General features: G+C 65.3%; 17 protein-coding genes. 11 read left to right on the forward strand and 6 right to left on the reverse strand.

Going from position 1 to position 17,383, the window contains the following annotated elements:
* Positions 1–4 precede the first annotated feature (4 nt).
* A complete protein-coding gene (locus tag HUX88_RS02065) occupies positions 5–1,306 on the forward strand; it encodes a dihydroorotase (RefSeq protein WP_176360642.1) in 1,302 nt (433 codons plus the stop codon).
* Positions 1,307–1,315: 9 nt separating this feature from the next.
* Positions 1,316–2,062 (forward strand): 1-acyl-sn-glycerol-3-phosphate acyltransferase, encoded by a 747-nt coding sequence (locus HUX88_RS02070; protein ID WP_176360643.1) that lies wholly within the window; start codon positions 1,316–1,318, stop codon positions 2,060–2,062.
* Here the strand turns inward: HUX88_RS02070 and HUX88_RS02075 are convergent.
* A complete protein-coding gene (locus HUX88_RS02075) occupies positions 2,059–2,910 on the reverse strand; it encodes a symmetrical bis(5'-nucleosyl)-tetraphosphatase (protein ID WP_176360644.1) in 852 nt (283 codons plus the stop codon). The two genes, HUX88_RS02070 and HUX88_RS02075, sit on opposite strands and share 4 nt — an antisense overlap.
* 141 nt (positions 2,911–3,051) lie before the next feature.
* On the opposite strand from HUX88_RS02075, the gene rfbB reads away from it, so the two are divergent.
* The 9 genes from rfbB to waaA all read left to right on the forward strand — a co-directional run bounded on the left by rfbB (position 3,052) and on the right by waaA (position 11,851).
* Positions 3,052–4,125, forward strand: coding sequence for a dTDP-glucose 4,6-dehydratase (gene rfbB / locus HUX88_RS02080; protein ID WP_117012034.1), 1,074 nt, complete (start codon positions 3,052–3,054; stop codon positions 4,123–4,125).
* Positions 4,122–5,018 (forward strand): glucose-1-phosphate thymidylyltransferase RfbA, encoded by an 897-nt coding sequence (rfbA, locus tag HUX88_RS02085; protein WP_117012033.1) that lies wholly within the window; start codon positions 4,122–4,124, stop codon positions 5,016–5,018. The genes rfbB and rfbA overlap by 4 nt, the downstream gene beginning before the upstream one ends.
* Positions 5,015–5,563, forward strand: coding sequence for a dTDP-4-dehydrorhamnose 3,5-epimerase (gene rfbC, locus HUX88_RS02090; protein WP_176360645.1), 549 nt, complete (start codon positions 5,015–5,017; stop codon positions 5,561–5,563). The genes rfbA and rfbC overlap by 4 nt, the downstream gene beginning before the upstream one ends.
* Positions 5,560–6,417, forward strand: coding sequence for a dTDP-4-dehydrorhamnose reductase (rfbD, locus tag HUX88_RS02095; protein ID WP_117012031.1), 858 nt, complete (start codon positions 5,560–5,562; stop codon positions 6,415–6,417). Before rfbC ends, rfbD begins: the two co-directional genes overlap by 4 nt.
* Before the next feature lie 191 nt (positions 6,418–6,608).
* Entirely contained in the window at positions 6,609–7,703 is a 1,095-nt protein-coding gene (locus tag HUX88_RS02100) for a glycosyltransferase (RefSeq protein WP_117012030.1), read from the forward strand.
* A 66-nt stretch (positions 7,704–7,769) separates the two neighbouring features.
* Positions 7,770–8,084: an H-NS family nucleoid-associated regulatory protein gene (locus tag HUX88_RS02105; RefSeq protein ID WP_117012029.1), complete on the forward strand. Its 315-nt coding sequence runs from the start codon at positions 7,770–7,772 to the stop codon at positions 8,082–8,084.
* A gap of 80 nt (positions 8,085–8,164) precedes the next feature.
* Positions 8,165–9,547 carry a phosphomannomutase/phosphoglucomutase gene (locus HUX88_RS02110; RefSeq protein WP_176360646.1) on the forward strand — a complete coding sequence of 461 codons (1,383 nt, stop codon included), beginning with the start codon at positions 8,165–8,167 and terminating at the stop codon, positions 9,545–9,547.
* 4 nt (positions 9,548–9,551) lie between these two features.
* Positions 9,552–10,559, forward strand: coding sequence for a lipopolysaccharide heptosyltransferase I (gene waaC / locus HUX88_RS02115; protein ID WP_176360647.1), 1,008 nt, complete (start codon positions 9,552–9,554; stop codon positions 10,557–10,559).
* Between the two features lie 2 nt (positions 10,560–10,561).
* Entirely contained in the window at positions 10,562–11,851 is a 1,290-nt protein-coding gene (gene waaA / locus HUX88_RS02120) for a lipid IV(A) 3-deoxy-D-manno-octulosonic acid transferase (protein WP_176360648.1), read from the forward strand.
* On the opposite strand, the gene HUX88_RS02125 is transcribed toward waaA, so the two are convergent.
* The 5 genes from HUX88_RS02125 to HUX88_RS02145 form a co-directional block, all read right to left on the reverse strand.
* A complete protein-coding gene (locus HUX88_RS02125) occupies positions 11,848–12,906 on the reverse strand; it encodes a patatin-like phospholipase family protein (RefSeq protein ID WP_229213055.1) in 1,059 nt (352 codons plus the stop codon). The two genes, waaA and HUX88_RS02125, sit on opposite strands and share 4 nt — an antisense overlap.
* A gap of 122 nt (positions 12,907–13,028) precedes the next feature.
* Complete coding sequence (locus HUX88_RS02130) at positions 13,029–13,583, reverse strand: cytochrome b (protein WP_176360649.1); 555 nt, start codon at positions 13,581–13,583, stop codon at positions 13,029–13,031.
* 38 nt (positions 13,584–13,621) lie between these two features.
* Positions 13,622–14,749: a hypothetical protein gene (locus tag HUX88_RS02135; RefSeq protein ID WP_176360650.1), complete on the reverse strand. Its 1,128-nt coding sequence runs from the start codon at positions 14,747–14,749 to the stop codon at positions 13,622–13,624.
* Positions 14,750–14,755: 6 nt separating this feature from the next.
* The gene (locus HUX88_RS02140; RefSeq protein ID WP_217916189.1) at positions 14,756–16,300 is read right to left on the reverse strand and encodes a hypothetical protein; all 1,545 of its coding nucleotides are present in this window, start codon (positions 16,298–16,300) and stop codon (positions 14,756–14,758) included.
* 120 nt (positions 16,301–16,420) lie between these two features.
* Positions 16,421–17,368, reverse strand: coding sequence for a YgjP-like metallopeptidase domain-containing protein (locus tag HUX88_RS02145; protein ID WP_176360652.1), 948 nt, complete (start codon positions 17,366–17,368; stop codon positions 16,421–16,423).
* Positions 17,369–17,383 lie beyond the last annotated feature (15 nt).

Here is a 17,383-nt window from a genome sequence, read left to right on the forward strand (position 1 = left end):
AGGCATGAAACTTCATATCAAAAACGGCCATATGATTGATCCGGCCAACGGCATCGATGGCAAGAACGACCTTTACATCGCCGACGGCAAGGTGCTGGCGGTCGGTACCGCGCCGGCCGGCTTCACGGCCGACCGGACCATCGACGCGAGCGGCCTGATCGTCTCGCCCGGTTTCGTCGACCTGTCGGCGCGCCTGCGCGAGCCGGGCTACGAATACAAGGCCACCCTGGAATCGGAGATGCAGGCCGCCATGCAAGGCGGCGTGACCAGCCTGATCTGCCCGCCCGACACCGATCCGGTGCTCGACGAGCCGGGCCTGGTCGAGATGCTCAAGCACCGCGCCAAGACGCTGAACCAGGCCAACGTCCACCCGTTGGGCGCGCTGACCGTCGGCCTCAAGGGCCAAGCGCTGACCGAGATGGCCGAGCTGACCGAGGCCGGCTGCATCGGCTTCGCGCAGGCCGAGGAGCCGATCGAGGACACCAACGTGCTGCTGCGCGCCATGCAGTACGCCAAGACCTTCAACTACACCGTGTGGCTGCGCCCGCAGGACGCGCACATCGGCCGCGGCGGCATCGCGGCCAGCGGCCCGCTGGCCTCGCGCCTGGGCCTGTCCGGCGTGCCGGTGATGTCCGAGACCATCGCGCTGCACACGATCTTCGAATTGATGCGCGCCACCGGCGCCCGCGTGCACCTGTGCCGCATGTCGTCGGCGGCCGGCCTGGAGCTGGTGCGCAACGCCAAGAAGGAAGGCCTGCCGGTCACCTGCGACGTCGGCGCCCACCACATCCACCTGACCGACGCCGACATCGGTTTCTTCGATTCGAACGCGCGCGTGACGCCGCCGTTCCGCAGCCAGCGCGACCGCGACGCGATCCGCCTGGGCCTGCTGGACGGCACCATCGACGCGCTGTGCTCGGACCACACCCCGGTCGACGACGACGAGAAGCTGCTGCCGTTCGGCGAAGCCTCGCCGGGCGCGACCGGGCTGGAGCTGCTGCTGTCGCTGGCGCTCAAATGGGCCGACGACTACGCCGCCACGCAGGACACGGGTTCCGTGCGTCCGCTGGCGCGCGCGCTGGCCCGCATCACGTCCGACGCGGCCCGCGTGGCCGGGCTGGACGCCGGCACCTTGTCGGTCGGCGCGGCGGCCGATGTCTGCCTGTTCGACCCCGAGGCGCGCTGGACGGTGGAGGCGTCGGCGCTGGCCAGCCAGGGCAAGCACACGCCTTTCCTCGGCTACAACCTGGCCGGGCAGGTCCGCGCCACCATCGTGGCGGGGCACGTCGCCTTCCAACGCAGCTGATCGGTTTGCATGAAGCTTTCGATGATCTTCCGCCTGGCGCGGGTGTTTCTGCATGTGCTGCGCGGGATGGCGATCTGTGCGACGGTGTTCCCGTGGATCGGGCAGGACAAGCGTAACGGCCACATCCGCCGCTGGTCGACCAGGCTGCTGGCGATGTGCAATGTGACGGTGGAGCAGAGCGCCGGCGTGCCGCTGCTGGAGCGGGCGATGGTGGTGGCCAACCACGTGTCGTGGCTGGACATCTTCGTGATCCACAGCCTGCATCCGAGCCACTTCGTGGCCAAGGCCGAGATCCGCTCGTGGCCGCTGGCTGGCTGGCTGGCGGAGAAGGCCGGCACGGTCTTCATCGCGCGCGGCAACCGGCGCGATTTGCGGCATATCTTCAAGGGACTGGTGCACACGCTGGAGCGCGGCGAGCGCGTGGCCTTCTTCCCGGAGGGGACCACGGCGGCGCAGGGCAGCTTGCTGCCGTTCCACGCCAACCTGTTCGAGGCCGCCATCGACGCCAGGGTGCCGGTGCAGGCCATCGCGCTGTCGTACCGTGATCCTGCGGGCGCTTCGCATCCGTCGGTGGATTTCATCGGCGAGACCACCTTCGCCGAGAGCATCATGCTGATCCTGGATGGCCCGCCGGTGACGGCGCGCTTGACGATACTGCCGGCCATCGACAGCATCGGCGCGCACCGGCGCGAGCTGGCCGAGGCCTCGCACCAGGCCGTCGCCGCCGCGCTGGGCGTGACGGCAAGCCCGCACTAGCCTTTCTTGCCGCCGGGCTGACGGAATTCCGGACACTGCACCTGCAGCAGAGCCCGGTCTTCCAGGCACACGGCGGACAGCTGCCCGCCCCACACGCAACCGCTGTCGAGGCCGATCAAATGCGGCTGCATCAGCAGCCCCAGCGCCGACCAGTGGCCGAACACCACCGTCTCCTTGCGGCTGCGCCGGCCCGGCACCTCGAACCACGGCATCAGGCCCGAGCCCGGCTCGGCCGTGCCGCTCTCCTTCATCTTGAAATCCATCCTGCCCTCGGCGGTGCAGAAGCGCAGCCGCGTCATCGCGTTGATGATGCAGCGCAGCCGGTCCGCGCCCTGCAGCTCGTCGCTCCACTGGTCGGGCAGGTTGCCGTACATTTCGGCCAGGAACTCCGCCAGGCCGGGGCCGCGCAGCATCTGCTGCACCTCGCCGGTCAGCGCCATGGCCTGCGCCGCCGTCCATTGCGGCAGCAGGCCGGCGTGCACCAGCACATGGCCCTGGGTGTGGATGGCCAGCGGACGGCGCCGCAGCCAATCGATCAGCTCGTCGCGGTCGGGCGCGTGCAGGATCTCGGCCAGCGTGTCGGACTTGTGCTCGGGCCGGATGCCGTAGGCCACCGCCAGCAGGTGCAGGTCGTGATTGCCGAGCACGCTGTCGACGCGGCCGCCGCTGCCCATCGCCAGCGCGCGCACGTGGCGCAGCGTGGCCAGCGAGTCGGGGCCGCGATTGATCAGGTCGCCAGCGAACAGGATGGCGGGCTCGTCCTCGCCGGCGTGTTCGCGGATGCGCTCCAGCATCGCCAGGACCTGCTCATGGCAGCCCTGTAAATCCCCGATTACATAGGTTTTCATATGGATGCTCTGTGGTTCGTTGCTTTGGAATCTGAAATACCCTGAAATCAGAGTGCGGGGTGTCGATTTTTGCCCGGTAGCAGGGCAGTTTCACATAAAATCATGCATACGACTAATTTGACTCTTGCAGCGGGATACTAAATGATTTTTGTGACGGGTGGTGCGGGTTTCATCGGCTCGAATTTTGTCCTCGACTGGCTGGCGCAGTCCGACGAGCCGGTTGTCAATTACGATAAGCTGACCTACGCAGGCAATCTGAACAACCTGGCGTCGCTGAAGCAGGACGCGCGCCACATCTTCGTGCGCGGCGACATCTGCGACCAGGCCCAGGTGCTGGCGCTGTTCCAGCAGCACAAGCCGCGCGCGGTGGTGCACTTCGCCGCCGAGAGCCATGTGGACCGCTCCATCCTCGGGCCGGGCGAGTTCATCAACACCAACATCAACGGCACCTTCAGCCTGCTCGAAGCGGCGCGCGCCTACTGGTCGGCGCTGCCGGAGGACGAGAAGGCCGCCTTCCGCTTCCTGCACGTGTCCACCGACGAGGTCTACGGCACGCTGGGCCCGGACGACGCGCCGTTCAGCGAGACCACCGCGTTCGCGCCGAACAGCCCGTACTCGGCGTCGAAGGCCGCGTCCGACCACCTGGTGCGTTCCTACCACCACACCTACGGCCTGCCGGTGCTGACCACCAACTGCTCCAACAACTACGGCCCGTATCACTTCCCGGAAAAACTGATCCCGCTGATCATCGCCAACGCGCAGGCCGGCAAGCCGCTGCCGATCTACGGCGACGGCCAGCAGGTGCGCGACTGGCTGTACGTCAGCGACCACTGCGCCGCGATCCGCCGCGTGCTGGAGGCCGGCCGCCTGGGCGAGACCTACAACGTCGGCGGCTGGAACGAGATGGCCAACCTGGACGTGGTGCACACGCTGTGCGACATGCTGGACAAATTGAAACCGAAGGCGGACGGCGCCAGCTACCGCGCGCAGATCACCTACGTCAAGGACCGTCCCGGCCACGACCGCCGCTACGCCATCGACGCCCGCAAGCTCGAGCGCGAACTGGGCTGGAAACCGGCCGAGACCTTCCAGACCGGCATCGCCAAGACCGTGCAGTGGTACCTGGACAACCAGGCCTGGGTGGCCGACGTGCAGTCGGGCAGCTACGCCAAGTGGGTGGAAACCAATTACTTTAATCGCGAAGGCCAGCAATGAGCATCCCTAACCGCAAAGGCATTATCCTGGCCGGCGGCTCCGGCACCCGTCTGTACCCGGTGACGATGAGCGTCTCCAAGCAACTGCTGCCGATCTACGACAAGCCGATGATCTACCATCCGCTGACGGTGCTGATGTTGGCCGGCATGACCGAGATCCTGCTGATCTCGACGCCGCAGGACACGCCGCGCTTCCAGGACCTGCTGGGCGACGGCAGCCAGTGGGGCCTGAAGATCAGCTACGCGGTGCAGCCGTCGCCGGACGGGCTGGCGCAGGCCTTCATCATCGGCAAGGAATTCGTCGGCGACTCGCCGTCCGCGCTGATCCTGGGCGACAACATCTACTACGGCAACGACCTCGACGCGCTGCTGCGCCACGCCACCGAGCAGACCGACGGCGCCACCGTGTTCGCCTACCACGTGCAGGATCCGGAACGCTACGGCGTGGTCGAGTTCGACGCCAACCGCACCGCCGTGTCGATCGAGGAAAAGCCGGCCCAGCCGAAATCGAACTACGCCGTCACCGGCCTGTACTTCTACGACAACCAGGTGTGCGACATCGCGGCCAGCATCAAGCCGTCCGCGCGCGGCGAGCTGGAGATCACCGACGTCAACCGCGTCTACCTGGAGAAGCAGCAGCTCAACGTCGAAGTGATGGGGCGTGGCATGGCCTGGCTCGACACCGGCACCCACGAGTCGCTGCTGGACGCCTCGCAGTTCATCGCCACCATCGAGAAGCGCCAGGGCCTGAAAGTGGCTTGCCCGGAAGAGATCGCCTACCGCAAGGGCTATATCGACGCCGCCCAGCTGCGCAAGCTGGCCGAGCCGCTGAAGAAAAACAACTACGGCCAGTACCTGCTGCAGATCCTCGAAGACAAGGTAGTCCCACGATGAATGTGATCGCAACACCGCTGGAGGGCTTGCTGGTGCTGGAGCCGCGCGTGTTCGGCGACGACCGCGGCTTTTTCTACGAGAGCTTCAACGCCCGCCGCTTCGCCGAGCTGACCGGCGTGACCCTGCCCTTCGTGCAGGACAACCACTCGCGCTCGGCCAAGGGCGTGCTGCGCGGCCTGCACTACCAGATCCAGCAGGCGCAGGGCAAGCTGGTGCGCGCCACCGCCGGCAGCGTGTTCGACGTCGCCGTGGATCTGCGCAAGAGCTCGCCGACCTTCGGCCAGTGGTACGGCATCGAACTGTCGGCCGAGAACAAGAAGCAGATGTGGATACCGCCCGGCTTCGCGCACGGCTTCGTGGTCACCAGCGACGCCGCCGAATTCCTCTACAAGACCACCGACTACTGGGCGCCCGAGCACGAGCGCTCGGTGCTGTGGAACGACCCGGCCATCGGCATCGACTGGCCGGCGCTGGACGCGGCGCCGCTGCTGTCCGCCAAGGACCAGGCCGCCGTGCCGCTGGCCGACGCCGAGGTGTTCGCATGAAAGTCCTGCTGACCGGCAGCACCGGCCAGGTGGGATACGAACTGGCGCGCAGCCTGCAGGGCATCGGCGAAGTGGTGGCGGTGGACCGCAACGTGATGGACCTGTCCGACCTGGACCAGGTGCGCGACGTGATCCGCCGCGAAAAGCCGGGCCTGATCGTCAACCCGGCCGCCTACACGGCGGTCGACAAGGCCGAGAGCGAGCCCGGGCTGGCGCACCGCATCAACGCCGAGGCGCCGGGTCTGATGGCGCAGGAAGCCAAGCTGCTGGGCGCGGCCATGGTCCACTACTCGACCGACTACGTGTTCGACGGCAGCCAGCCGTCGGCGCGGGTGGAGGACGACCCGACCGGCCCGCTCAACGTCTACGGCGCCAGCAAGCTGGCCGGCGAGCAGGCCATCGCGGCGGCCGGCATTCCGCACCTGATCTTCCGCACCAGCTGGGTGTACGGCATGCGCGGCAAGAACTTCCTGCTGACCATGCTGCGCCTGGCCAGGGAGCGCGACGAGCTGCGCGTGGTGGCCGACCAGCACGGCGCGCCGACCTGGAGCCGCACCATCGCCGACACCACCGCGCTGGTGCTGTCGCAAGCCCACGCGGGCGGACGCGAGTGGTGGGTGCAGAACAGCGGCGTGTACCACCTGAGCGCGCAGGGCCAGACCACCTGGTTCGACTTCACCCGGGCCATCGTCGAGGCGGCCGGGCTGGACTGTCGCGTGCTGCCGATCACCAGCGCCGAGTATCCGGTGCCGGCCAGGCGGCCGCAGTACTCGGTGATGTCGTCCGAGCGGCTGACGGCGCGCTTCTGTCACTTGCCGGAATGGAAAGAGGCCCTGCGCCTGTGCATGGGCTGAGTTGTATCGGTTGGTAAGCCCGTTTCCTCCCACCCCCACGCTGCTGCTATCATGCCGACGCGCCAATACCGCGCGCCGGCAGGATGGCAAGCCATCAATTCCGGCCGGGCCGGCTTAATCCGGTACAATCCCCAGTTAGCGTGCAATCCATCCTTATCGGTTAGCGCCCCGGTAATTTTGTATAGAAAAATATGTTTTCCTTTTTACTGAGCTTTGTCGCTTCCGCGCTGCTAACCCTGCTGGTGATTAAAGAAGCGAGATTGCACGGTCCTGCGCTCGATTCCGATTTCATGGGGGTGCAAAAAGTACACGCCCACCACGTCGCCCGGATCGGCGGCTTATCGATATTCCTGTCGGTGGCGCTGAGTTCTTTCATTTCCATTTGGCGGGTGCCCGCCATGACGCAATTGCTGATGTCGCTATTGGCCTGCGCGGCCGTGGCCTTTGTCGGCGGCATCGTCGAGGACTATACCGGCCGCGTCAGCGCCGGCCGCCGCCTGCTGCTGACCATGGCCGCCGCCGCGCTGGGCTATTTCCTGCTCGACGCCCGCGTCGACCGCATCGACTGGATGTTTAGCGCCTGGCCGCTGCAATACATGTGGCTGACCCTGCCGCTGACGGTGCTGGCCGTGGCCGGCATCGCCAACGCGGTCAACATCATCGACGGCTTCAACGGCCTGGCCAGCGTGGTGTGCATCTGCATGCTGCTGTCGCTGGGCTACGTGGCGCTGCAGGTCAACGACATGTTCGTGCTGATCGCGGCCCTGATGGTGGCGGGCGCCACCGCCGGCTTCCTGATCTGGAATTATCCGGTCGGCATGATTTTCCTGGGCGACGGCGGCGCGTATTTTATCGGCTTCATGTTGGGCGAGCTGACCCTGCTGCTGGTGATGCGCAATCCGCAAGTTTCTACGTGGTACGCGGCGTTGCTGTTAATCTACCCGACCTTTGAAACTTTGTTTTCTGTTTATCGCCGCATGTTTGTCCGTGGAAAATCTCCGGCCATGCCGGACGGCATCCATTTGCATAGTTTAATCTTCCGCCGCATCGTGCAATGGGCGGTCGGCCGCAAAGAGGCGCGCGCGCTGATACGCCGCAATTCGATGACCTCGCCCTATTTATGGCTGTTTTCATTGATGGCGGTGATACCGGCCACGGTATTCTGGCGCTATACCTGGGCATTAATGGTGTGCTGTATTTTGTTTATCGGCAGTTACATCTGGATTTATGTGCGGATTGTCCGATTTAAAGCCCCGCGCTGGATGATACGCCATAAGAAAACCTGATATTTTTATGTTGATGTAATATATTCCCGCCGGGCTTTATATCACCTCACTTAAAAGGAATCTCCAATGGATCTGTCGAATATGTCGTCCGCGGATTTACGCAATCTGCAGGAACAAGTTAAACGCGAATTAAAACAGCGCGAAAGCCAGGACCTGGCCAAGGCGCGCGAACAGATACTGGCCATCGCCCAAAGCGTGGGCGTGCCCCTGAAAGACCTGGTGGGCGGCGCCGGCGGCGGCCGCGCCAAGACCGGCAGCGTGGCGCCGCGCTACCGCAACCCGGCCGACCCCACCCAATTGTGGACCGGCCGCGGCCGCCAGCCCAAATGGGTCAAGGAGTGGGTCGACGCCGGTAAAGACATCGCCGGCTTAAAGGTTTAAACTGCTGGCACTTCGATCACTCGGCGGCCGGATAGGCCGGCCGCCGGCTTCAACCCTCCTCGCTACTACATTCCCACACTATGGTTTCTTTATCTAAAACGATCTTCAAGGCCTACGACATCCGCGGCATCATCGATAAAACCCTGGATGCGGGTGTCGCCCGCCAGATCGGCCAGGCCTTCGGCCAAGCCGCGCTGGCCAAGGGCGAAAAGAAGGTCGTGATCGGCCGTGACGGCCGCCTGTCCGGCCCGGTGCTGGCGGCGGCGCTGGCCGAAGGCCTGCAGGCGGCCGGTGTGGATGTGATCGACCTGGGCGTGGTGGCCACGCCGATGGTCTACTTCGGCACCAACGTGCTGGGCGCGGCGTCCGGCATCATGGTCACCGGCAGCCACAATCCGCCGGACTACAACGGCTTCAAGATGGTGCTGGCCGGCGAGGCCATCCACGGCGAGGCGATCACCGCGCTGTACCAGCGGATCGTCGACCACGACGGCTCGTCGGCCGCCAACAAGGGCGCCTACAGCACCCACGACATCCGCGCCCAGTACCTGGAGCGCATCATCGGCGACGTCAAGCTGGCGCGTCCGATCAAGATCGCGGTGGACTGCGGCAACGGCGTGGCCGGCGCGTTCGCGGGCGACCTGTTCCGTGGCATGGGTTGCGAGGTGATCGAGCTGTTCTGCGAAGTGGACGGCAACTTCCCCAACCACCATCCCGACCCGGCCCATCCGGAAAACCTGCAGGACCTGATCCGCTGCCTGCAAGAGACCGACGCCGAGCTGGGCATCGCCTTCGACGGCGACGGCGACCGCCTGGGCGTGGTCACCAAGGATGGCCAGATCATCTACCCGGACCGCCAGATGATGCTGTTCGCGGCGGACGTGCTGAGCCGCCATCCGGGCGAGCAGATCCTGTACGACGTCAAGTGCACCCGCCACCTGGCGCCGTGGATCAGCAAGCACGGCGGCGTGCCGCTGATGTACAAGACCGGCCACTCGCTGGTCAAGGCCAAGCTGCGCGAGACCGGCGCCCCGCTGGGCGGCGAGATGAGCGGCCACATCTTCTTCAAGGACCGCTGGTACGGTTTCGACGACGGCCTGTATTCCGGCGCCCGCCTGCTGGAGATCCTGACCCGCGAAGCCGATCCGTCCAAGCTGCTGAACTCGCTGCCGCAATCGGACAGCACGCCCGAACTGCACCTGCACCTGAGCGAGGGCGAGAACGTCATCGTCATGGACAAGCTGCGCAGCGACGCCAAGTTCCCAGGCAACGTGCAGATCATCACCATCGACGGCCTGCGTGTGGAATACGAGGACGGCTTCGGCCTGGCGCGTTCGTCCAACACCACGCCGGTGATCGTGATGCGCTTCGAGGCTGAAACGCCGGCCGCGCTGGCGCGCATCCAGGGCCAGTTCAAGAGCGTGATCCTGGCCGCCAAGCCGGACGCGGAACTGCCGTTCTAAGCGCATGACGGCGCAAACGGGCGGCCGCAAGCCGCTGAACATTCTGCTGGTGCGCGTGTCCTCGCTGGGCGACGTGCTGCACAACCTGCCGATGGTGGCCGATATCGCCCGCCATTTCCCGGACGCGAACATCGACTGGGTGGTGGAGGAGGGCTACGTTAGCCTGGTGCGGCTCAACGCGCGCGTTCGCACCATCATTCCGTTTGCGCTGCGGCGCTGGCGCAAGAGTCTCGGCAAGCCCGAGACGCGCGCCGAGATCAAGAGCTTCTTCCGCACGCTGCGCGAGCAGCGGTACGACTACGTGTTCGACACGCAGGGATTGCTCAAGACCGGCATCATCATGGGCGCGGCCCGCGTGGTGAAGGGCGGCCGCAAGGTCGGCCTGGCCAACGGCAGCGAAGGCTCCGGCTACGAGGGCATCTCACGCATCTTCCACAACCTGAGCATCCCGACCGATCCGCGCACGCACGCGGTGGCGCGCGGCCGCCTGGTGGCCGGCGCGGCGCTGGGCTACGAGGTCGACACGCCGGCCGATTTCGGCCTGCCTGAGATCTCGGCCAGCGAGCCGCGTCCCGAGTGGATGCCGGCCGAACCTTACGCCGTCTACTTCCACGGCACCGCGCGCGACCCGAAGAAGTGGGCGCCGGAGAACTGGATCGCGCTGGGCCGCGAACTGGCGCCCATGCCCATCCTGCTGCCTTGGGGCTCGCCGAAGGAAAAGGCCGAAGCCGAAACGCTGGCCGCCGGCCTGCCGAACGCGCGCGTGCTGCCGAAATTGTCGATGGCGGACGCCATGCTGCTGGCGCGCCACGCGGGCCTGGTGATCGGCGTCGATACGGGATTGACCCATATCGCCGCTGCCTTCGTGCGGCCGACGGTGGAAATCTACGCCGACTCGCCGCGCTGGAAGACCGAGGGCAACTGGTCGCCGCGCATCATCAACCTGGGCGATCGCGGCACGCCGCCGTCGGTGGCCGAAGTGCTGTCCGCAGCCCGCAGCCTGCTGGCGTAATTATGCGTATTTTTTATTCCGTGATGTGGTGCCTGGCCTTGCCGCTGGTGCTGACCCGCCTGTGGCTGCGCGGCCGCAAGGAGCCGGGCTACCGCCAGCACTGGGGCGAGCGGCTGGGCTTCTACAGCGGCGCCGCTTCGTCCACGCCGACGCTGTGGGTGCACGCCGTCTCCGTCGGCGAGACGCGCGCCGCCGAGCCGTTGATCGACGCCCTGCTGACCGAGTACCCGCACAGCCGCATCGTCCTCACCCACATGACGCCCACCGGCCGCGCCACCGGCAAGACGCTGTTCGCCAAACATGGCGCGCGGCTGGTGCAGTCCTACCTGCCGTATGACACGGCGACGATGGTGGGCAGCTTTATCAAACACTTCAAGCCTGCGGTCTGCATCCTGATGGAGACCGAGGTGTGGCCGAACCTGATCGCGGTGTGCGGCAAGCGCGACGTGCCGGTGGTGCTGGCCAATGCCCGCCTGTCGGAACGCTCGCTGCGCAGGTCGCGCCGCTTCGGCTCCCTGCTGGTGGACGCGGCGCGCGGCATCTCGCTGGTGGCCGCGCAGACGGCGGCTGACGCGGAGCGCGTGCGCTCGCTGGGCGTGCGGCGCGTGGAGATCACCGGCAGCATCAAGTTCGACGTGGTGGTGCCGGATGCGGCGCTGGCCATCGGCGCGGCGCTGCGCGGCGTGGCCGGCGGCCGTCCGGTGCTGCTGTGCGCCAGCACGCGCGAGGGCGAGGAGGAGCTGATACTCGACGCGTTCCGCCGCGAGCGCGCCGCGCTGCCGGCCAATGTGCTGCTGCTGATCGTGCCGCGCCATCCGCAGCGTTTCGATGAAGTGGAGAAGATGATGGGCGCGCATGGCTTGAACGTGCAACGCCGCAGCAAGCTGGCGCTGGATGGCGGCGACGCCGCGCTGCCGGGCTTTGTCGACGTGCTGCTGGGCGATTCGATGGGCGAGATGTTCGCCTACTACGCGGCCTGTGATGTGGCCTTCGTCGGCGGCAGCCTGCTGCCTTTGGGCGGCCAGAATTTGATCGAGCCGGCGGCGCTGGGCAAGCCGGTGCTGATCGGTCCACACACCTTCAACTTCGCGCTGGTGACGGAGGACGCGCTGGCCGCGGGCGGCGCGCAACGCGTCGCCGACGCGGCGGAGCTGATGTCCGCCGCAGGGCGCCTGCTGAACGACGAGGCTGCGCGCGCGGCGATGGGCCGCAACGCGCTGGCCTTCGCCAACCAGCATCGCGGCGCCACGCGCCGCACGCTGGCCTTGCTGCCGCCGCTGCTCAGGCTTTAACCCGCCAGCTCCGCCTCTTCGGCATAGCGCAGCGCCGTGGAGTGCTGGCGGCAGAAGCGCGTCGCCGCCTTGTAGCCGATATCGAACAGGAACTGCATGTTGGACGTCGACCAGTCCATCGTGTTCGGCATATGATCGTCCGGCACGGCGGCCATCAGCTCCAGCTTGAGCAGGCGGCGCTTCGGCAGGCCGGTCTTACGGTCGGTGTTGTGTTCCAGCTCGAACAGGCGGATCTGGTTCTGCGAAATCTTCACCAGCGGCGTGATCATCGAACCCACCCACGCGTCGTACAGGTTGCGCGGCTTGCGCAGCAGGCGCTCGTCGCCGAGGATGTCGAGCACGATCAGCGTGTCGGTGTCGTGGTGCTCGCCCTTGCCCTCGATGAAGGGATCGAAGTTCAGCGTCTCCAGCGCGGCGCCTTCGATGTATTCCTCGCCGTCGATTTCGGTCGGCGCGTACAGGAAGGGGAAGGACAGCGCGGCGCGCACATGCTCCGCCTTGATTTCATGCTTGTTCCAGATCGTCATGCGATGCTGGTTCAGGTTGTAGGCGTTGATGTAGAACTCCGGCTTCATGCCGGCGATGGCGGAGAAATCGACCGCGCCTTCCAGGAACGGCGCGTGCGCGCACAGGCCCAGGCTCTTGGCGGACAGGTTGGACGGCGACATGGTCGACATCAGCAACTGGGTCCAGTCGGTCCACGGCACCTGGCCGAAAACATTTTGCATCGCACCAAAGACCGGATGGCTGCTGGCCGGCGCGAAGGCGTTGCGGAAGGCGTCCGCCTCCTGGCCCGGCTTGTGGAAGACCTTGTAATTCACCGGCATCATCTTGTAGATGCTGTCGGAGACGCCGGTATCGGCCCATCGTTTCAGCGCCTGGCGGGGCGAGCCCTCCAGCGGCGCCGCATACAGCAAGCCCATCAGAACGCCCGCGCCCGAGGCGGAAATCACGTCGAATTCCACTTCCTGGTCGAGGAAGGCAGCCAGCGCGCCGGCGATCAGAGGCGAGTTCGGCGCACCTCCACCCAAGACCAGGCCGGTCTTCTTTTTCATGGTTTGTTGCATTAAATTTATCCTTTATGCGGCAGTGCAGCACAAGTTATCACGATAAATTCCATGCAGCAACTTTTATTATGAAATGAAGGATATTTGCGGAACGGATAACTGTCTTGTCTTTATGTTGACTCCGGAGCGCGCCCCAGCATGCGTTTGAGGGTGGCGTCCTTGTCGAACAGATGGTGCTTGAGCGCGGCTACGACGTGCAGCACGATCAGCGCCAGCAGCAGGTAGCCGAGGAAGCCGTGCATGGTCTGGCCGAAGTCGGACCAGCGGGCGCTGAGCGGCACGGCCTGGCCGGCGACTTCGTGGCTGGGGAAGATCTGCCAGTCGAAGATGCCGAAGCCGTGGCCGCTGGCGCCGGAGTACAGCATGCCGGTCAGCGGCAGCACGACGGTCAGGACCAGCAGCACCACGTGCGCCGCCACGGCGGTGACATGCTCCAGCCGCGACACCGGGCGCACCGGCTGCGGCAAGCCATTGCGCCAGCGCCAGGCCAGCCGCGCCAGGATCGCCGCGAACGCCAGCAGGCCTATCGATTTGTGGATGTCGTACAGATGCCAGGATTCGGTCTCGACCATGTAGATGCCGAGCGCGATCAGGCCGATGATGCTGGTCGCCACCAGCCAGTGCAGAACGATGGTGGTGCGGCTGAAGTTTGTTTTGGTATCCATGGCGACAAATTACATTCGCATTGACCAAACGTCAACTGCTAGAAGGCCCAATATATGGCCGTCTCCAGGCTGAATGCATGCGCCTCGCTGAGCGGCAAGCGGTCGGTGCGCACACGCAGGCGGAGCGGGCCTTGTTCGTAGCCCAGCCCCACCATGTTGAAACGCGTGTCATAGCTGGTGCTGAAGGTTCCCCATTGGCTGGCGTAGCTGGCGATGGCTTCCGGGATGGTGGTGCCGGCGATGCGCTGCGCACCGGCCCGCAGCGCCCACTGCTGGTAGCGGTAAGTGAGGTTGAGCGCGGTGCTGGCGCCGATGGTGCCGGTGCGCTCGATCAGGCGGTTCTGGCCGACGACCTGCGGCTTGTAGTTGATGTAGCCGTCGCCATCGACCGTCTGCACGTCGGAGGCGATGCGTTGCACCATCGACGGCAGATTGGTCCAGCGCATGCGGCTCCACAAATCGTTGACCGCCAGGTTGGCGGTGAGCTGGCTGCTCAGCGGCCATTGCAGCGCGGCCGAGACGCTGGCGCCCGACGATCTTTGCGCCGACTCCGGCATGAACGGATAGGTGTAGTCCGTCTTCGAGTTCGTATACGTGCCGTCGATCCGGTACGCGGTCTCGGGTTTGTAGCTCACCATGCCGGACGCGCTGCTGTCGTGATTGCGGGCGCGCCCGTACACGGCGGCCGACATCATCAGCAAGGGATGGCCGGCGCCCAGGTCGGGCAGGGCGAAGGTGCGGCCCACGCGCGCGCCCGCCGCCGCCCATTGTTTCGACTGGGCGTCCACCGTCAAATCGAGCGCCTTGCCGGGCGTCTTGTGGCTTTGATAGAGGTGGTACAGGTCCACCGTGTCGCGGCTCGCCTGCAGAGATCCTTCGAGCCGGTATTCCGCACCGACGCGCCAGCCGTCCTTCTCCACGCCGAATTCCACGCGGTCCCGCTGCAGGAAGACGTTGCGGCCGTTGCGCGGGGCGTAGCCATCGCTCCAGTCGCGGCCCAGTTCGCGGATCGGCACGGCGTCGTAGGCCGCCCAGGCCTGTGCCTTGGCATAGGGCTGCCAGGCGGCGCTGGGGGCGTGCAGTGCGATGTCGCTGTCGGCGACGGCGGTCTGCGCCGCCGCCCCGCTTGCCGCAAGCAGGGCGCCCAGTAAGCAAATCAAGCGCATGATGGATTAGTTCAGTGTTTCGAAAGTGCCGTCGATGTAGTTGATCACCCGGGTGCTGGTATTGATCTGCGCGGTCTTGCTGTTGTTCTTGTAGACGTCGACCAGCTTGGCGCCGTCCACCAGCGTGACGGTGACACCCGTGGCGCTGGCGATATGGGTCGTTCCTGGCGGCGCGGTGTTGCCGTCGAACGTGATGGCGTTGGTACCGTCGTTGTAGGTGCCGTTGAATTGGGCAGTGTTGTAGCTGGTGTCATGCTCGGCAAACTCGACGGCCAGCACGGGACGGCCGACGATCTTCAGGTTGCCTTTGAACGAAGTGTTGGTAGGAGCGAAGTTGGTCGCCGACTGCGGCGCGAAGCTATTGAAGTTCTTGTAGTTCGACACGTCGATCGTGATGACGCCGGTGAAGTTCTCCCCACGGCGGTTGGTGAAGCTTCCGCTGAACTGTGTGGAGGTTGGCTGGAGGTAATTGCCGTATTTGTCGGTTTCGAACTTGAGGGACAGCGTGCCGCTGGCGGTGTTGTTGGCCGTTGCGACTTCGATGTCCAGCTTGGCTTCGGTGGCGCGGTACCTGTTGCCGCTGACGGAAGCACGGATGAAGGATGTGTCGGCCAGCTTGACGGTGCCAAGCGCCGCCCCGTCTTTGACCGAGCTGATGCTGCCGGAAACCGCGTAGCTGTTGATGCCGGATGCCTGCGCCGTGGTGGAGGCTTTGACATGCCACGTTTCGTAGTCGGTGACCAAGGTGCCGGCTGCGTTGGCGTGTGCGGGCATGGTGCCGTCGAGCTGCAACGTGGTGAGGATATCGCCGTTGATCCGGTAGCCGACGGTGCCCTGCGCTGGGCTGCCGACGGGCGTCGGGTTGATCAAGGGCTGGTAGCCGTAGGGGCCGTACTGGTCCCGATAATATGTCTGCGAGAAGCGCATCGTCTGGGTGGTGTAGGCGAAGCTGCCGCTGGCTGCCGGCGTCAGCGTGATGTTGTTGCCAATGAGTGTGTGGGCGTAGAGGTTACTCGATGCCGATTTGCGTTCCGAACCTTCGACGACCATGCCGTTCAGCGTGCAGGAGACGCTCTTCGGCGTGACCGACGATACGTCGCTGCTGGTCATGGCGATGGTCGCCGCCGCGTCCTTGAACAGCGTGCATGCGCCCATCGGCGCCCATGACTCGCCGTCCTTGATGGTGATGGCCGTGGATCTCTTCTGGATGAAGTCGTCGTAGAGCTTGATGCCGCTGAAGGAAACGCTGATCCAGTTGGCCAGGTTCTGGTCCAGCGGCGATGTGGCGCTGTCGAAATCGGCCTTCATCGCGTGCGTGCTGTTGCTCAGGCCGCCGCCGTCCTTGTTTGCGTCGGACCAGGCTTGCAGGTTGGTGCGCAGGCTGCCGAACAGGGCTTTCGTGTCGGCCACCGGGCCGGCTGATGGCTGAGCAGGCTGCACGACCACCGAACCGGCGTCGGTGGCAGGGGTGCTGCCGCCACCTCCACCACCGCCGCAGGCGGCCAGGGTGGAAGTGAGTGCGCAGGAGAGGGCGAGTTTGGTCAAATTCATTGCAATAGTTAAATAATAGTTTTCCAACTATCAATTATAACATATGCAATTAATTGTTTTTGGTAAATTGATTTATTGGCAGTCTTACTGAAGTTGTAATTTGACGCTGCCGGCCGAATGCTAGGGGAACAGCACCGGCAGCTCCTGCGCGCGCTTGCGCAGCAGGTTCTTGGCTTCCTCGTATTCGGGATAGATCAGGCCCACCGTGTTCCAGAACTGCGCGCTGTGGTTCATCTCCAGGATGTGCGCCAGCTCGTGCGCGATCACGTAGTCGATCAGCGGTTGAGAGAAGTGGATCAGCTTCCAGTTCAGGCGGATCTTGCGGTCCACCGTGCACGAGCCCCAGCGCGTGCCGGCCGACGACAGCCCGAACGAGTGGTAGCGCACCCCCAGCCGCTCGGCGTACATGTCCAGCCGCTGCTCGAACAGCACCTTGGCCTCCTGCTGGTACCACGACTTCACGCGCTCCTTCAACAGCGTCTCGGTGGCGCCGGGCACCAGCACCATCGACAGCTCGCGCGTGGCCGGGTTGTAGCTGCTGCGATTGCGTCCGCCCACCAGCAGCCGCAGCGTGATGTCGGCGCCGAGATAGGGCAGCTGCGCGCCGTCGATCCACTCCACCGGCGGCTTCTCCAGCCGCGCGGCGCGGCGTTCGCGGCGTTCCTTCAGCTTGCTCAGTATCCAGTGCTGCTTGGTGCGGATGGCGTTGTCGATTTCGGCGATGCTGATGCGCTTGGGCGCCGTCACGCGTAGGCCTTCGTCGTCGATCATGAAGCCGATCGAGCGGCGGGTCGAACGGCGCAGCGAATATTCGAGCACGAAGTCGCCCACCATCAGCTGGCGCTTGGGCAGCTGGTCCGGCGGTGGCGGCGTCTGCGCGCGCGGCTTGACCGGCACGGCGGTCTGCGGCGGCGCGACGTAGGGCGAAACGGGGGGAGGTTTATTCGAGGTGGGCGAGGTCGGAATCGACCATACCGGCGCGGTGTACACGGCTTTGGGAGACGACTGCGCCTCCCGTCCAAACAGGTCCAGCTGGCTGGCGTCGTCTTTCGGCGACGCCGGCTTCACCAGCGTGGCCAGATC

This window comes from Duganella sp. BJB1802 (genome assembly GCF_013369445.1).
Taxonomy (GTDB): Bacteria; Pseudomonadota; Gammaproteobacteria; order Burkholderiales; family Burkholderiaceae_D; genus Rugamonas; species Rugamonas vulcania_A.

Excerpts from the sequence above, each read along its gene's own strand:
- HUX88_RS02065 (WP_176360642.1), top strand. The coding sequence starts at position 5 with ATGAAACTTCATATCAAAAACGGCCATATGATTGATCCGGCCAACGGC.
- HUX88_RS02070 (WP_176360643.1), top strand. The coding sequence starts at position 1,316 with ATGAAGCTTTCGATGATCTTCCGCCTGGCGCGGGTGTTTCTGCATGTG.
- HUX88_RS02075 (WP_176360644.1), bottom strand. The coding sequence starts at position 2,910 with ATGAAAACCTATGTAATCGGGGATTTACAGGGCTGCCATGAGCAGGTC.
- rfbB (WP_117012034.1), top strand. The coding sequence starts at position 3,052 with ATGATTTTTGTGACGGGTGGTGCGGGTTTCATCGGCTCGAATTTTGTC.
- rfbA (WP_117012033.1), top strand. The coding sequence starts at position 4,122 with ATGAGCATCCCTAACCGCAAAGGCATTATCCTGGCCGGCGGCTCCGGC.
- rfbC (WP_176360645.1), top strand. The coding sequence starts at position 5,015 with ATGAATGTGATCGCAACACCGCTGGAGGGCTTGCTGGTGCTGGAGCCG.
- rfbD (WP_117012031.1), top strand. The coding sequence starts at position 5,560 with ATGAAAGTCCTGCTGACCGGCAGCACCGGCCAGGTGGGATACGAACTG.
- HUX88_RS02100 (WP_117012030.1), top strand. The coding sequence starts at position 6,609 with ATGTTTTCCTTTTTACTGAGCTTTGTCGCTTCCGCGCTGCTAACCCTG.
- HUX88_RS02105 (WP_117012029.1), top strand. The coding sequence starts at position 7,770 with ATGGATCTGTCGAATATGTCGTCCGCGGATTTACGCAATCTGCAGGAA.
- HUX88_RS02110 (WP_176360646.1), top strand. The coding sequence starts at position 8,165 with ATGGTTTCTTTATCTAAAACGATCTTCAAGGCCTACGACATCCGCGGC.
- waaC (WP_176360647.1), top strand. The coding sequence starts at position 9,552 with ATGACGGCGCAAACGGGCGGCCGCAAGCCGCTGAACATTCTGCTGGTG.
- waaA (WP_176360648.1), top strand. The coding sequence starts at position 10,562 with ATGCGTATTTTTTATTCCGTGATGTGGTGCCTGGCCTTGCCGCTGGTG.
- HUX88_RS02125 (WP_229213055.1), bottom strand. The coding sequence starts at position 12,906 with ATGAAAAAGAAGACCGGCCTGGTCTTGGGTGGAGGTGCGCCGAACTCG.
- HUX88_RS02130 (WP_176360649.1), bottom strand. The coding sequence starts at position 13,583 with ATGGATACCAAAACAAACTTCAGCCGCACCACCATCGTTCTGCACTGG.
- HUX88_RS02135 (WP_176360650.1), bottom strand. The coding sequence starts at position 14,749 with ATGCGCTTGATTTGCTTACTGGGCGCCCTGCTTGCGGCAAGCGGGGCG.
- HUX88_RS02140 (WP_217916189.1), bottom strand. The coding sequence starts at position 16,300 with ATGAATTTGACCAAACTCGCCCTCTCCTGCGCACTCACTTCCACCCTG.